19 protein-coding genes are annotated in these 13,809 nt (G+C 69.8%); 11 read left to right on the forward strand and 8 right to left on the reverse strand.

Annotation, left to right across the window (positions count from 1 at the left end):
- Positions 1 to 14: 14 nt before the first annotated feature.
- Both ACIRG6_RS16035 and ACIRG6_RS16040 read left to right on the forward strand, forming a co-directional pair.
- Positions 15 to 827: a sugar phosphate isomerase/epimerase family protein gene (locus ACIRG6_RS16035; RefSeq protein WP_403323054.1), complete on the forward strand. Its 813-nt coding sequence runs from the start codon at positions 15 to 17 to the stop codon at positions 825 to 827.
- An 82-nt stretch (positions 828 to 909) separates the two neighbouring features.
- Positions 910 to 1,701, forward strand: coding sequence for an SDR family NAD(P)-dependent oxidoreductase (locus tag ACIRG6_RS16040; protein ID WP_364679063.1), 792 nt, complete (start codon positions 910 to 912; stop codon positions 1,699 to 1,701).
- Between the two features lie 305 nt (positions 1,702 to 2,006).
- Here ACIRG6_RS16040 and ACIRG6_RS16045 read toward each other — a convergent pair whose 3' ends face one another.
- The 4 genes from ACIRG6_RS16045 to ACIRG6_RS16060 all read right to left on the reverse strand — a co-directional run bounded on the left by ACIRG6_RS16045 (position 2,007) and on the right by ACIRG6_RS16060 (position 4,436).
- A complete protein-coding gene (locus tag ACIRG6_RS16045) occupies positions 2,007 to 2,597 on the reverse strand; it encodes a DUF5994 family protein (protein WP_364679060.1) in 591 nt (196 codons plus the stop codon).
- Between the two features lie 257 nt (positions 2,598 to 2,854).
- Complete coding sequence (locus ACIRG6_RS16050; protein ID WP_364679057.1) at positions 2,855 to 3,214, reverse strand: hypothetical protein; 360 nt, start codon at positions 3,212 to 3,214, stop codon at positions 2,855 to 2,857.
- Positions 3,214 to 3,855, reverse strand: a complete 642-nt coding sequence (locus tag ACIRG6_RS16055) for a hypothetical protein (protein ID WP_364679055.1) — start codon at positions 3,853 to 3,855, stop codon at positions 3,214 to 3,216. The genes ACIRG6_RS16050 and ACIRG6_RS16055 overlap by 1 nt, the downstream gene beginning before the upstream one ends.
- Positions 3,846 to 4,436, reverse strand: coding sequence for an RNA polymerase sigma factor (locus ACIRG6_RS16060; RefSeq protein ID WP_364679053.1), 591 nt, complete (start codon positions 4,434 to 4,436; stop codon positions 3,846 to 3,848). The genes ACIRG6_RS16055 and ACIRG6_RS16060 overlap by 10 nt, the downstream gene beginning before the upstream one ends.
- Positions 4,437 to 4,590: 154 nt before the next feature.
- Between ACIRG6_RS16060 and ACIRG6_RS16065 the strand changes: the two genes are divergently transcribed.
- The 8 genes from ACIRG6_RS16065 (at position 4,591) to ACIRG6_RS16100 (ending at position 9,322) form a co-directional block, all read left to right on the forward strand.
- Positions 4,591 to 5,076 carry an Asp23/Gls24 family envelope stress response protein gene (locus tag ACIRG6_RS16065; protein ID WP_364679120.1) on the forward strand — a complete coding sequence of 162 codons (486 nt, stop codon included), beginning with the start codon at positions 4,591 to 4,593 and terminating at the stop codon, positions 5,074 to 5,076.
- Between the two features lie 72 nt (positions 5,077 to 5,148).
- Complete coding sequence (locus ACIRG6_RS16070) at positions 5,149 to 5,319, forward strand: hypothetical protein (protein ID WP_364679125.1); 171 nt, start codon at positions 5,149 to 5,151, stop codon at positions 5,317 to 5,319.
- Positions 5,316 to 5,723, forward strand: a complete 408-nt coding sequence (locus ACIRG6_RS16075) for an Asp23/Gls24 family envelope stress response protein (RefSeq protein ID WP_364679050.1) — start codon at positions 5,316 to 5,318, stop codon at positions 5,721 to 5,723. The genes ACIRG6_RS16070 and ACIRG6_RS16075 overlap by 4 nt, the downstream gene beginning before the upstream one ends.
- A 52-nt stretch (positions 5,724 to 5,775) precedes the next feature.
- Positions 5,776 to 6,462: a DUF6286 domain-containing protein gene (locus ACIRG6_RS16080; protein WP_403323057.1), complete on the forward strand. Its 687-nt coding sequence runs from the start codon at positions 5,776 to 5,778 to the stop codon at positions 6,460 to 6,462.
- A gap of 29 nt (positions 6,463 to 6,491) precedes the next feature.
- Positions 6,492 to 7,097, forward strand: a complete 606-nt coding sequence (locus ACIRG6_RS16085; RefSeq protein WP_403323060.1) for an alkaline shock response membrane anchor protein AmaP — start codon at positions 6,492 to 6,494, stop codon at positions 7,095 to 7,097.
- Positions 7,098 to 7,185: 88 nt separating this feature from the next.
- Positions 7,186 to 7,341, forward strand: a complete 156-nt coding sequence (locus tag ACIRG6_RS16090; RefSeq protein ID WP_165951485.1) for a DUF6131 family protein — start codon at positions 7,186 to 7,188, stop codon at positions 7,339 to 7,341.
- Positions 7,342 to 7,558: 217 nt separating this feature from the next.
- Complete coding sequence (locus tag ACIRG6_RS16095) at positions 7,559 to 7,903, forward strand: SPFH domain-containing protein (RefSeq protein WP_364679039.1); 345 nt, start codon at positions 7,559 to 7,561, stop codon at positions 7,901 to 7,903.
- 150 nt (positions 7,904 to 8,053) lie between these two features.
- Positions 8,054 to 9,322 (forward strand): ATP-binding protein, encoded by a 1,269-nt coding sequence (locus ACIRG6_RS16100; protein ID WP_364679036.1) that lies wholly within the window; start codon positions 8,054 to 8,056, stop codon positions 9,320 to 9,322.
- Positions 9,323 to 9,360: 38 nt separating this feature from the next.
- Here the strand turns inward: ACIRG6_RS16100 and ACIRG6_RS16105 are convergent, their stop codons facing one another.
- The 4 genes from ACIRG6_RS16105 to ACIRG6_RS16120 all read right to left on the reverse strand — a co-directional run bounded on the left by ACIRG6_RS16105 (position 9,361) and on the right by ACIRG6_RS16120 (position 12,366).
- Positions 9,361 to 9,849 (reverse strand): DUF5994 family protein, encoded by a 489-nt coding sequence (locus ACIRG6_RS16105; protein WP_364679034.1) that lies wholly within the window; start codon positions 9,847 to 9,849, stop codon positions 9,361 to 9,363.
- 282 nt (positions 9,850 to 10,131) lie between these two features.
- Positions 10,132 to 10,404, reverse strand: a complete 273-nt coding sequence (locus ACIRG6_RS16110; protein ID WP_360663174.1) for a hypothetical protein — start codon at positions 10,402 to 10,404, stop codon at positions 10,132 to 10,134.
- A gap of 258 nt (positions 10,405 to 10,662) precedes the next feature.
- Positions 10,663 to 11,199: a DUF5994 family protein gene (locus ACIRG6_RS16115; RefSeq protein ID WP_364679031.1), complete on the reverse strand. Its 537-nt coding sequence runs from the start codon at positions 11,197 to 11,199 to the stop codon at positions 10,663 to 10,665.
- A 189-nt stretch (positions 11,200 to 11,388) separates the two neighbouring features.
- Positions 11,389 to 12,366 (reverse strand): magnesium transporter CorA family protein, encoded by a 978-nt coding sequence (locus ACIRG6_RS16120; RefSeq protein ID WP_403323065.1) that lies wholly within the window; start codon positions 12,364 to 12,366, stop codon positions 11,389 to 11,391.
- 255 nt (positions 12,367 to 12,621) lie between these two features.
- On the opposite strand from ACIRG6_RS16120, the gene ACIRG6_RS16125 reads away from it, so the two are divergent.
- On the forward strand, positions 12,622 to 13,674 hold the full coding sequence (locus ACIRG6_RS16125) for a fatty acid desaturase family protein (protein ID WP_364820921.1): 1,053 nt from the start codon (positions 12,622 to 12,624) through the stop codon (positions 13,672 to 13,674).
- The last annotated feature ends 135 nt before the right edge of the window (positions 13,675 to 13,809 follow it).

Below are 13,809 nucleotides of genomic sequence, written 5' to 3' on the forward strand. Positions count from 1 at the left end.
CGAACGGAAATTTCATGATCATCAACACTTTTTCGTACCTTTGGTCGACAACGGCCATCGATGCAATGTCCGAGTTGACCCAGAACGGGTACAACACCTTCGAGGTCCCCATCAGCTCGCCGCATTGCTGGCCGGTAGAGATCTCCGACTCCGAACGTGCGGAATCCCTGGCAGCCCTCAACAAGAACGACGCCAAAATCCGATCCCTGAACGCCGGCGGATACGACATCAATCTGGCCAGTCCCGCCGCCAGCATGCGCCAGAAGAGCATCGAGCACATCGCGTCGGTGGTCGACCTGGCGGTGGCTTGGGATGTCCCGGAAGTCGTCATCTCCCCCGGCACGCGGCGTCCCATGATCTCCCCCTCACTCGAGAGCGTCCACGGATGGATGCACGAGAGCCTGGAAGAGCTGATCCCGCTGGCCAAACGGGCCGGAAAGCGACTCCTCTTCGAGAACACGCCCTACTGCTTTGCTCCCACGATCGAGGAGCTGGCAGACATCGTCGACACGGTCAACGATGACGCGCTGAAGATCGTGTACGACGTCGCGAACGCCGCGTACATCGGGGAGGATCCCGTATCGAGCCTGCGCTCGCACCACGGATCGATTGCGCTCATGCACATCTCCGACACGGGCACAGAAACGTGGGGTCACGCCCCCATCGGCACCGGGGTGATCGATTGGAACGGCCTGGGCAAGGCGGTCCACGACACAATCGGGGTGGAGAACGTCGTGCTCGAAATCATCCGCGAGGAGGACACCCTCGAAGTGTTCGCGAAGGCAATGCGCGACCTCAAGGAAGAGGGCTGGGATATCGGACAATGATTTCAGCGCCTCAAGGTCCAGGGCGACTCCGAGGGCGAATCGAACCGCAATTCCCGCTGGGAATGTACAAGGAGAGAGTGCAATGAGGGTACTGGTCAGTGGCGGAAGCAGCGGCATCGGCGCGGCTGCATGCCTGAGGCTCGCAGAGGCGGCGCTTGCCCGCGGCGAGAAGCCGATGGTCGCGGTCTCCGGCCTTACGTCGAACGATCGGCAGGACGAGGTCGTCCGGTCGATCCAGTCGATGGGCGGCAAAGCCATTGCGTTGACCGGAGACCTGGGCGACCCCGACGTGCCCGGTCAGCTGGTAGCCGCTGCGGTCGAAGAGTTCGGCGGCCTGGACGCGCTGGTGGCGAATGCCGGAATCGCCAATCCCGGCGAACTCAAGGATCTCTCCCTCGAGGACTGGGACGACATGTTCTCCGTCAACCTTCGCGGAGCATGGCTACTTGCCAAGGCAAGCTACCCGCACCTGAAGGACAGCCGAGGGGCCGCCTGTTTCACCTCTTCAATGTCCGGCCAGCTCCCCCATGCCGGATCGGGTGCCTACAGCCCGACCAAGGCTGCGCTCACGATGATGGCTCAGACGCTCGCGCTCGAATGGGCGCCTGACGGGATCCGTGTGAACGTGGTGTCCCCGGGCATGACTCGCACTCAGATGACCGAAAAGATGTATCTCGATCCCGAGGTCAAGAAGGCGCGGGAAGAAATCATCCCATTGTCGAAGATTGGCGACCCGATGGATATCGCGAACGTGATCGAGTTTCTTGTCAGCCCGCTGGCGGGATACGTCACTGGCCAAGATGTCTGCGTCGACGGCGGCTTCTCCAAGTCCATTCTCAGCCACATTCCCGGTCGACCCAGCTCCAAGTCCTGACGGGGTTCTCCACCTGGCCGGCGGAGCCGCTCATGAGCGGCTCCGCCCCTCGCTCTGATGATCCGAACCGGTGCGTGCTCATCCTGCGCTCGGTACCCGGTCGTACTCGCGCGCGGAAAGGCGAACGGCCAGTTCAGAAGCTCTTGTTCCAGGCGCAGGGTCGGCTGTTCCAAGGGCAGGGTCGGCTGGTCACCTCGGGGGATGCGCGGGCAATCGGAGTCCACTAGGGCGGCTATCTGTGCGTGGTGAGCAGCCGCACCGCCGCATGCCCACCGTGGTGACGTTCTCCCTGCCTGTCACATTCCCTACTGCCGGGGTGGGTACGTGCTCGGCGTGCTCGATGCCTCTGCGGCAGGGGTACGTGCGGCATGTCCGCCTTCGGAGTCCCAGACCGCCTCCCGGAGCGAGTCCCGGTCGGTCGCTTCCTCTGCCACGGTCCGGAAGCGCTCGCCCTCATGGATCAGGCCGGTCGCCGTGAGGCTGCGCGACGGGTCGGTGGCCGTGGCCATGAGCCGGGCCGCGGTGGCCGGTTCTGTGTCCGGCGGTATGACCAGCAGGTCCCAGCGGCCGACGGTGTAGGAGAGCAGGAGCAGCTTGTGCGGGTCTTGTTCGGCCTCGAACCAGCCGACGTGCACCACGTGCCCGTCAACGGGCACTTTTCGCGGGATGACGGGCCAGAACGTCGGATTCACCGTTACCCGGGTGATCCGGCCCCACAGTGGGTCGAGGACCGCGATGAGTGCAGGAAGCTCCGCCATCAGGTCGCGGGAGCGGGGCCACCAGGCACCGTCGATCAGTGCCGGAGCGGTTCCGAGGGGTGCCAGGACGAGTCGCAGGGGCGACGAACAAGGAGTCCGGTCCTCGTCCGCGGGCGTCAACAGAACAGTCGCGGTCATGGCACGGACCCAACCCCGGGCCGACCTGGCCGACCCAGTTGTCGTGAATCGCCGAGAACGACGTCAGCGTGGAAGCCGGTGTACGGAATGCTCTCGGTAATCACCAGGGTACTCCTCGTCTGGGGCCGACGGACCGTTGCGGCTATGGGCTGAACGGAGCACGAGGCGCCGGCCGCCCGTCGCCGCAGTCAGCGCAGGAGGCGGCGGAGCGACGGTTCGCGGGGTCCGTGCCCGCGCCTTGCTCATGCCGCGTCTTGTCAGGCGGCGACACCGGTCACCGTGACCGAGACGGTGACCGGCTCCGCTACACCGTGGGTGGCGAGGTGGGCGATGACGGCGGCAGCCGCCCGGTCGTGGACGTTCCGGGCGATGTCCAGCGCCCGCCGTCCCCCGGTCAGGACGCAGCGCACCTCGATGTGCCATCCCGAACCGCCCGGCGCCCGGTCGGCGCGAACGCCGGCCTCGAACGGCGTTCGGTGGGGCCAGGTGCTCGCCCGGGTGGGCGCGGCTGCCGCGAGGCGGTGGGCGAGACGGGGTTGCAGGCCGGCCACGCCAGGGACCGCGAGGGCCGCCTCGGCCGCGACGCCGAGGAGCGCGGTGGTGCCGGTGGCGGTCATCACGTGCCCCGGCCGGTCGTGAGACCGGGGCCGCGGGGCGGCCACGGCTCCAGTACGTCGACCACGGTGATGTCGACGGCCGACACGGCGAGACCCAGGTCCTGTCCGGCGGAGTGGAGGACCGCTTGGCGTACCTGGTGGACCCGGTCGGGCAGCGGACGGTCGAGAGCGGCAGCCAGGGTCATGGTCACCCGTACGTCGGTGCCCTCCCCCTCGGGTGCGAGGCGGCAGCCCGCCGCCCTGGCACCGGGGACCGTGTCCACGGCCCGCCGCAGGGCCTTCGCCGCGGCGCTCTCGGCGATCCGCAGGTCCCGGTCCGGGTCTGCCAGAGGCAGTAGCCGCCCGAGCCGTACCTCTGCCCTGACGATGTTCATGACGCGGTCGGTGAGGGCGTGCAGGCGGGGTGCGTGCTCGGCGCGCAGCGCGCGGGTGGCCGCGTTCACCGTGGCCAGTGCCTCGACTGCCTCGCGGCAGTACGGACAGGAGACGGTGTGCGGGTCCGTGGCCGGCAGCGCGTCATACTCCTGTTCCCAGACCCGGCTGAGCAGGCGGCCGCAAGGGAGTACCTCATCGCCCTCGAACGGGGGCCCGTCGGCTTCGGGCGGGTCTGAGGGCCGCGGGTGCGGGTCGTCTAGCGCCATGGGCCCATCGCCTCCTGCAGGGATCGGCGTGCCCTGAACAGCCTGCCGCGCACGGTCGGCTCAGTGGCCCGTGTCACGTGGGCGATCTCCTTGTACGACAGGCCCTGCACCTCCCGCAGGACCCAGCAGAGCCGCTGCCCGGCGTCCAGATCGCGGAGCGCACGGGACAGGGCGGCAGTGGCCGCGTCCTGTTCGGCGCACCGGGCGGGCTGGCTCCAGGCGTCTCCCGCCGCGGGCTCGACGACGGCGTCCAGCGACAGGGGCGGCGGTCGGCGCCGACGCAGGGTCAGGCATCGGTTGACGGTGATCCGGTACATCCAGGTGCCGAACTCCGCGCTGTGGCGGTATTCCGGCAGTCGCCGCCAGGCGCTGACGAAGGCGTCCTGAACGGCCTCCTCGGCATCCTGCGGATTGACGAGCATGCAGCGGGCCAGAGTGAGGAGGGACGAGCCGTGCCGCCGGACGAGGACGGCGAAGGAGTCCTCGTCCCCCTCGGCCGCCTGTACGGCCAGCAGCGCGTCCGGCAGGTCGCGATCCGGCAGGTCGCGTGCCGGCGATGGAGAAACAGCGTGTTTGCTCATGACGCCCCCGCACGAGGCTTGGACCGCCCGAGTACCCAGAGGACATTTGTGACTCACGTCACACGCCATGCGCGTGAGGATTGCGGCGCTCGATATGTCCAACCCTTTGACGGGTGCCACACGGGTGTCCGACCGACCGATCGAGGCGACCGCCATGACGGAGAACATCACCAGCGTCGGCGGGGGCGGCAGGCCGGATGCGGGCGTGAGCGCGCTGAAGGGCCGTACCGGGGCCGGGGCTCCGGCGGAGACACGGGGGAAGACCACCATCGCGGACGGCGTGGTGGCCAAGATCGCGGGCATGGCCGCCCGCGAGGTACCGGGCATCTACAGCCTGGGCGGGGGGATGGCCCGCGCCTTCGGCGCCATGCGGGAACGCGTTCCCGGTGGAGGAGGCGGAGGCGTCGCGCGAGGAGTGAAGGTCGAGGTCGGCGAGCGTCAGGCCGCCGTGGACCTGGATGTCGTCGTCGAGTACGGCGTCTCCATCGTCGACGTCGCCGGCGCCGTCCGCACCAATGTCATCAGCGCCGTGGAGCGGATGACGGGCCTGGAGGTCGTCGAGGTGAACATCGCCGTCGACGACGTCCACCTGCCCGACGAGGAGGAAGAGGCCGCACCGGACGAGGGCCGCGTGAGGTGATCCACACCGGGCCCGGTGAGGGCGCGGTAGATCGCGCGCACGGTGACGTACGTGCGCGAGACGGGTGAGTGCATGATGAACGCAGCAACGACGGGCCTCGCGGCGGGCATGGCCCTGGGCTTCGCCGGTTATTTCGGCGGCTTCTGGGCCTTTCTGCTGGTGCTGGTCCTGGGTACGGCGGGGCTGATCGTCGGCCTCGTCGTGCAGGGCGACCTCGACGTCCGGGAGCGGAGGCGGCGATGAAGACCCGGCCCGGTGCCCCCGGTGAGGCGTCGGGCCCACCGGCGCCGGCCGCGGGCCTGCCGCCCCCGGCCGAGCGGGGTGCCACCGTCATCCCGGACAGGGTGGTCGCCCGTATCGCCACGCAGGCGGCCCGCACGGCCCAGTCGCGGCGTGCAGCCGTACCACCGGACCGGGGCGGGCCGGCGGCGCCGAGCGCGTCCGCCGCCGTCCGTACTGGGTCGGTGCGCCTGCACCTGGCCCTGGACCTGCCCTATCCCACCGACATCCCCCAAGTCTGTGAGGGGATCCAGCAGGACGTCGCCGAACGGGTGGCCCAGCTGACCGGCTTGCGTGTCGGGGAGGTCACCCTCACCGTCCGACGGCTGGTGACCGCCGCCGGGGCGAGCCGGGGGCGGGTCCGGTGAGCGGCCCCGGGGCACGGGGCGCCGGGCACGCCGAGCAGGAAGGAGGAGCGCGATGACAGCCGACCCCGGTCCTCCTGCGCGCGGCTCGGCGCCGTCCGCGCACCGCGCCACGGTGCCGCTGACGAAGGAGCCCGATCCACCCGAACGCGACGTATCCGGCCCTGATCGCACGGCCGGTGAGCGCGAGAGCGGGCACCGAACCCACCGGCCGTGGTCCGCGCGCCGCATCCCGGCCGCGCTGGTCGCCTCGGTGATCCTCGTGGCGGCGGTCGCAGCGCTGGTCGACGTCATCGCCGTACGAGTGGGACGCCCGGCGGCGGCCTGGCGACGGCATCTGGCCGACGAACTGGCCACCCGCCCCGTGGACGACGTGTGGATGCTCACGGGAGCCGCCGTGGCCGCCGCCGTCGGTGTCTGGCTGATCGTCCTGGCCCTCACCCCCGGCCTGCGGCACTGGCTGCCCCTGCGCTCACCCGTGGGCTGCCCCCGGCTGCGGGCCTCCCTGGACCGTGACGGGGCCGCCGACCTGCTGCGTGACGCCGCGATGCGGGTCCCCGGAGTCGGCTGGGCGCACGTCCTGGTAGGCCGCCACCGCATCAAAGCCCGCGCGGGCGTCCGCTTCCGCGATCCCCAGCGGGTGAAGGACGACCTCACCGCCGCCCTCGACGAGGAACTCGACCGGCTGGCCCTCGCCCGTCCTCCCCGCATCGTCGTACGCCTGCGGCGACGCACCGACTGACCGAAACCCGTAGCACCGGAGCTCACACCATGACGCCGCGATCCGCGCTCAACCGCAGCCTGCTGGCCTGCGCCGGACTGGTCCTGCTCGGCGGCGGACTGCTGATTCTCTTCGCCGGGTTCGACCTCTACCGGGGACATGATCTGGTCCCGCCCGCCGGCTGGCCCCTGACCGTCCCGGCCGACGTCCTGCTCGGCTCGGCCGACCGGGCCCACTGGAGCAGCCAAGGGTGGTGGTGGCCCGCGGTCATCGCCGCCCTCGCCCTCACCGCCCTGCTCGCCCTGTGGTGGCTGCTCGCCCAGCTGAGCCGGCGCCGCCCCGGCACACTGCCCGTCGGTGGCACACCTCCACAGGAGGGCGTCGAACTGCGCGACCGCGCACTCAGCGACGCGATCGCGGCCGAAGCCGGCGCCCTGCCGACGGTCGAGCACGCGGCCGTACGCCTCACCGGCCGGCCCGCCCACCACCGCACCCGCGTCAGGCTCACCCTCACCCCCGAGGGCACGCCCGGCGCCACTCTCGGCGCCCTCTGCGCAGGCCCGCTCCGCACCGCACGCCGGTCCACCGGCCGCCCTGACATGCCCACCGAGGTCCGCCTGCACGTCGCCCGCCGCAAGCCCCACCGTGCGGAGTAAAGGAAGAGACCGACCGTTCCCCTGCCCAACGCCCCTGCGGTCTTTCGCAGTCCGCAGGTGACCGGCCCTACTCCCCAAAGGAAATACCATGATCGTCTTGGGCATCATCCTGCTCGTCATCGGCTTCCTCACCGGAATATCCATCCTGTGGACCATCGGAATCATCCTGGCGGTCGTCGGAGCCATCCTGTGGATCCTCGGCGCGATGGGACACGCCGTCGCGGGTCGACGCCACTACTGGTGACCGGGGTCAGGTCCGACGGGCGACGGCTCGGGCCGCACGCGGCTCCCCTTGAGTATCGGAAGCTCCACCTTCAGATCGCGGGAGCCGGGCCACCAGGCATCGGCGATCAGAGCCGGAGCGGTGTCGGCGGAGGCGGCACGAGTCGGGGCGGCAACAAAGAGGGTCCGCTCCTCGCCCGATCAAGGACATCCAGCTGCCCGACACCATGAAGCGTGCCATGGCCCGCCAGGCCGAGGCGGAGCGGGAGAAGCGAGCGAAGATCATCAATGCGGCGGGCGAGTCGCTGGCCGCGGCCGCGCTCGCAGACGTCTCGGACACCATGCGGGCCCACCCGCTGGCGCTTCAACTGCGCAATCTCCAGCGCCTGGTGGAGATCGGCGCCGACCAGAACACCGCCGTCGTCTTCCCGGCCCCCCTCATGAGCACGATCGGCGAACTCAGCTCCCTCCTCGCCCGGGAAACCGCGGCCGCCGCACCCGCCGCGGCAGCACCACTGGCCGGCAACGGCCGCACCGACAAGTCTCTCAGTCCGGCCGGCACCGCTCCCGGCACCACAGCATGACCCGACTCCGGCCCGCACGAACACCGCGTACCGCGGTGGTGCGGGCGAGCGATCCGTGCCACGAGAGCGGACTCGCGGCCGACGCCGGTCGCGCGCGTCCTCCGGGTCTCGGCTGATGATGGGAGTACGGCCGAACACGCGGAGTTGATCATGACGGGCTGGCGGGTCAGGGACTACACCCAGGACGATCTCGAAGCGCTGATCCGCGTCGACATGGAGAGCGGTACGACCGAGGTGCCGCCGCTCTTTCCTCTCTCGGACGCCGTGACGGCTCTCCAGGCCCGCCACCCGGCTGTGGTGGCCACGGCCGACGACGTGCTGATCGGCGCCGCGGTGAGCAGGGTGGAGGGCGAACGGGCATGGATCCTGCGCATCTGCATGGCGCCCGGCTGGCGGCAACGCGGGCTCGGCAGTGCCCTGGTCACCGCCCTTGAGCAACGGCTCTTCGCCGCCGGCGTCCGAGCGGTGCACGCCGCCCTGCCCGAGGGCGAGACCGGTGCCACCGCCCTGCGCAACTGCGACTTCGGCGCCCGCCCCGGGCTGGTCTTCTTCGAAAAGCGCGGGCCGGTGACCCCGCAGTCGGCCGGCACACTGTCCTCGCTCGGAGCGGAGCTGCCACCGGGGGGACTGTGGCAGAAGGTCGCGGGCATGCAACGGGAGAAGCGGCTCATCGAGCGGCGCCTGGTCCTGCCGCTGGCCCATCCCGAACTGGCCGCCCAGCACGGAGTGGAACTGCCACGGGCGGTGATGCTGTTCGGCCCACCCGGGACCGGCAAGAGCACGTTCACGCACGCGATCGCCAGCCGCCTGGGATGGCCCTTCCTCGAACTGTTCCCCGCCCGTCTGGCCGCCGAGTACGGCCTGGCGACCGGGCTCAATCGGCGCTTCGACGAGATCGCCCGGCTCGACCGCGTCCTCGTCTTCATCGACGAGGTCGAGGAGATCGCCGGCGAACGCGGCGGCGCGGACGCGACCGCTGTCAGCGTCGTCAACGAACTGCTCAAAGCGATCGTCCGGTTCCGTAGCCAGGACGGGCGGCTGCTCGTCTGCGCCACGAACAACGTCACCACGCTGGATTCCGCGTTCCTGCGGCACGGCCGCTTCGACTACGTCCTTCCGATCGGCCCTCCCGACCACACCGCCAGGACCGCACTGTGGGAGAGCTACCTGGCCCGAGCGGGGGCGCAGGCCGACAGCGCGGTACTCGCGTCCGCCAGCGAGGGGTTCACCCCCGCTGACATCGCCCATGCGGCGCGAACCGTCTCCCAGGCTCAGTTCGAGCGCACGTTCGACACCGGAACCCGGACCACCCCCACCACCGACGACTACCTGGACACGATCCGCGACACCAGGCCCACGGTCAGCGCCGCCATGGCTCAGGAATTCGCCCAGCAGACCGAGAAGTTCGCCCGCATCTAGGGTCCAGGCCGACGGAGAGTCGATCCGCGACGGACGTGTCAGGCCGGCGTAGGCGGCGAGTCACCGCCCGTATCGATGAGGATCTGTCCGGCCTCCGTGACGTTGTCGGCCCGGACGGCCCTGGCCATCGCGGCGCGTGCCGCGTCGGGCGGCGTGTCCGGAGGGACCAGCAACAGGGAGAAATGGTCCCGGTCGCCCCGGGTGACGAGGACGGTGTCGTCACCGACCGGGAAGGAGTCGAGGTGGACGACTCGGCCGTCGACCATCACCCGGGGCGGCAGTCCGTCCCAGGCGCTCCCGTCCAGACCGACCCGAGTGATGGGCCCGAGATGCTCGGTCAACGCGGAGATCAGCGAGGGGAGTTCGGCACCTATGTCCCGGGACCGCGGCCACCATGCGCCGTCCAGTATTCCCTCGCGCGCGTGCGTCGTCTCCAGCCTCAGCAGGGCCGTCCCCGGTCTCACGGACCGGTGAACGGCGTCCGGCAGGAGCCGGGGGAGGTGATCGGAGGTGTCCGAGTCGGCCATGATGTCCGCCCGTCGTAAAGGTCAGTGCGACCGCAGAGCATGCGACCGCGTACGACCCTGCTCGCTCACCGTACTCCGCACGACGCTCGCGCGAGCACCTCACCGCACGGCGCGGTCACGGAAACGGGCAACGGCTCCGGCGTATACCCGCCGGAGCCGCCCTTCCGGGTCATTGCACGTGAGCGTGCGCCGACCCGCTTTCCACGTTACGCCAAAGGGACTAGTCCGACAGAGAGAATCCTTGTGAAGGTTCGCTTCGGTCCGAGAAAGCGACGCGGCGGCTCAGCCACGCCCTTCCTCCTCCGTCTCCATCTGCCGGATCCCCTGGTGCGTCAACGTGATCATCGCGGGCGTGTTGCCCCTCCCCCAGTCCACGACGACCCAGCCTTCGTCCGCCAGGTACATGCAGGCAGCGGCCATGTCCTGCTCAGGGATGCCGAGGTCGGTGCGGAGCTTCGCCCCATCGACGCCCAGGAGGCGATTGCCCTCGGCAGCCTGGTACAGAGCCTGCATGATCCTCTCGCGGTACGTCTTCCGGTCTCGCAATATCGCCATGACGCGCCTTCCTCTGCCGTCCGTCGGGCCGAAGTCGATGTCATCCGCGGCAGCCGTCGCGGTGGGGCGCATCGGAAGGCTCGCGTCCACCGTCGACCGACGGCGCCTCCGGGGCCGACGCCCGACCCCCGGCAGAACATCGCTGTAGTGGAAGGCAGCGATCCGTTCGTCGTGCTGACCGTTGAGCTGGTGGATCAGAACGACTCCGACGGCGATCAGGACGACCAGCACGGCCACGGCGACGACGAGCACGGGATCTCACCTCCGCCGACCGGCGGGCGAAGGCCCCGCCGAGCCGATGGGCCGGGGCAGGGACGACGGCCGACCTGCTCCGCCGTCGGCCTCCCAGGCTTCCTCCCTGTTTCGTGCATCGATCCTGTCTGCCGCTTGCTCCCGGACCGGGACATCGATGCCGTCGCCGGCCATCAGCTGCGCGGCGGCGTCAGCACCGGTTTCCGGCGGAATCACCAGCACGTCCCGGCGGCCGTCAGCGGAGAAGAGAGTGAGTCTGTGCGGATCCTGCTCCTCGGTGGACCAGTCCACCTGCACGGTGCGCCCGGCGTCGGACACCCAGTGCGGCAGGACGGGCCAGTAGGCCGGGTGCACCGTGACACCCGTGATACGACCCCAGCGATCGCCCAGTGCGGCCGTCAGGGTGGGCAGCTCACGGGTGAGGGCACGGGAGCGAGGCCACCACATGCCGTCCAGCCCGCCCGGCGCGGGTCTCAGGGACAGCCGGGCCGACTGCGGCGGCGTGCGCCTGCTCGATGTCGTACGGTCAATGGCCACGGCCATGGCGCGGACCTGTCCCCGGGCTCGTAGGTGCGGCCCGGCGCTGTCGATCGCCGGAAACGGCACCCGCAGCGGAGCCGGTGCGCGAAAAACTCCCGGTGCCCTCACACTACTCCGCTCACCGGCCCGAAAAGCCCGGGATGACCAGGGAGTTTCCTGCCTTCGGGACCTGGTCGCGGGTGCCGATGCCGGTCAGAGCCAGTCCTTGTGCTTGAACGTCAGATACAGCAATGCGGACAGGAGCACGATGACGGCGGCGGAGGTGATGAATCCCGACTCGTGGCCGAAACCGGGATAGGGGAGGTTCTGGCCGTAGTAGCCGGTGATCGCGGTGGGAACGGCGATGATCGCTGCCCAGCTCGTCACCTTCTTCATGATCAGATTCATGCTGTTGGCCTGGACCGAGAGGTTCGTCTCCATGACCGAGGCCACCAGGTCCCGCAGTGATTCCGTCCACTCGGTCGCACGCAGCACGTGGTCGTAGACGTCCTGGTAGTACGGGACGAGAGGGTCGGTGATCAGGTGCAGGCCGGGGCGCATGAGCCCGTTGACCACCTCGCGCATCGGAAGCACGACGCGGCGCAGGCGGACGAGCGATTTGCGCAGTGCGAAGACCCGGCGCTGCACGGCTTCGATCTCACGGCGCCCGGCCGCGAAGAGCAGGCCCTCCAGCTCCTCGATGCTGTCGTCCAGTTGCTGGACGGCGGCGAAGTGTCCGTCCACGAGATGGTCGAGCAGGCCGTGCAGCAGGAATCCGACGCCGTGGCCGGCCAGGTCCGGGCTCTCGTCCCAGCGGGCGACGACGTCCTCGATGTCGAGGCCGTCGTCCTTGTGGACGGTGATCATGGCCTGGCCGGTGAGGAATACGGCGATCTCGCTGTACGTCGGCTGCACACCGTCCGGGCTGACGGTCACGGCGTAGGCGCTGAGGAACTCGTGGGTGCGATAGCGGTCGAGTTTCGGCCGCTGTCCACGCTGGGCGGCATCCTCCAGAGCCAGTTCGTGGATGCCGAACTCCTGACCGAGCATGGTGAGTTCAGCGGCTCCGGGCCGGTGCAGGTCCAGCCACAGGACCGACGCCGGATCAGCGAGATGCGCAGGGACGTCACCGACGGGAAAGTCCTCCAGGACCAGAGTGCCGTCGTGATACAGCCGGGTACGCGTCACCATGGCCCGAGGCTAGTGTCTTATATCCCTGTCATGCCGCTTCGCCCCGATTGCCAGCGCGGCAGGTTCACCGACAGCGGCCACCCTCCGGGGAGGACCTCACGACGTCACAGCCCGGCGATATCCGCAGGCTCCGGCCGGCGAGCACCAGGGTGCCGGTCCGAAGGCAGGAATGCGGCTACCCGGCTACGGGATCGCATCCGGCGTACACCGCCCGACCGGATGCGGCCCGTCAGCCAAGAAGGACACGCCGACAGCATGACCGCGCACACCCCTCCCCGTCGCCCGCCTCCCCTCGCAGGCGGCAGTGATTTCGCCCGCCTGTCCAAGAAGATCGCCGAGGCCGGCCTGATGAACCGGCGCCCCGGCTACTGCACCGTCCGGTCCATCGCCGTGGCTGTCGCCTGCGCCGGGGGCTGGAGCGCGTTCGTCGTCATTGGCGCCGGCTGGTGGACCCTGGCGGTCGCCGCGTTCCTCGCCATGATGTTCGGCCTGGCGGCTCTGCTCGCCCACGACGTCGCCCACCGCCAGGTCTTCCGTCGGCGCCGGCCCAGAGAGACGGCCGGTCGCATCGCCGGGGCCGCGATCGGGATGGACTACGGATGGTGGCAGGACAAACACACCCGCCACCACGCCAACCCCAACCACGAGGGCCTCGATACCGACATCGCCCCCGACCTGCTGGTGTGGTCCCAGGACCAGGCCCGCACCGCGACCGGGCTGCCGAGGCTCCTCGGCCACTGGCAGGCGTTCCTCTTCTTTCCCCTGCTCCTGCTCGAAGGGGTCAACCTTCATGTCTCCAGCGCGCGAGCACTTGGCAACCGCACCCTGAAGAACCGCGTCCTGGACGGCACGCTGCTCTACGGGCACACCGCCGCCTACCTGACCGCAGTGTTCCTCGTCCTCCCACCCGGCATGGCGATCGCGTTCCTGGCCGTCCACCAGTGCCTGTTCGGCCTCTACCTCGGTTGTCTGTTCGCCCCCAGCCACAAGGGCATGCCGATCCTGACCGGCAACGACCGCCCCGACTTCCTGCGCCGCCAGGTCCTCACCGCACGCAACGTACGCGGCAGCTGGTTCACCGACCTCGCCCTGGGCGGCCTGAACCATCAGATCGAACACCACCTGTTCCCCAGCATGCCCAGCCCGCACCTGCGCAGGGCCCGGCCCCTCGTCCGCCGCTACTGCCAGGACCTGGGAGTCGATTACCCGGAAACCGGACAGATCGCCTCCTACCGGCAAGCACTCGCCAGTCTCCACCGAGCAGGAGCGCCACTGCGGCGAGCCCGTATCGGCAGCGCCCCAGCATGACGCACCGGCGCCGGCGGCGTACTCCGGAGTCCTCTCCCGGTGCCGAGCTGCAGTGATCCGGTGAAACGCAAATGCCGGAACAGCCCCGTCGGCTTCCCGGCGGGGCTGCGCCCGCCGTCCTCATCACAGGACCCG

It is taken from the genome of Streptomyces flaveolus (assembly GCF_044765825.1).
Classification (GTDB): Bacteria; Actinomycetota; Actinomycetes; order Streptomycetales; family Streptomycetaceae; genus Streptomyces; species Streptomyces flaveolus.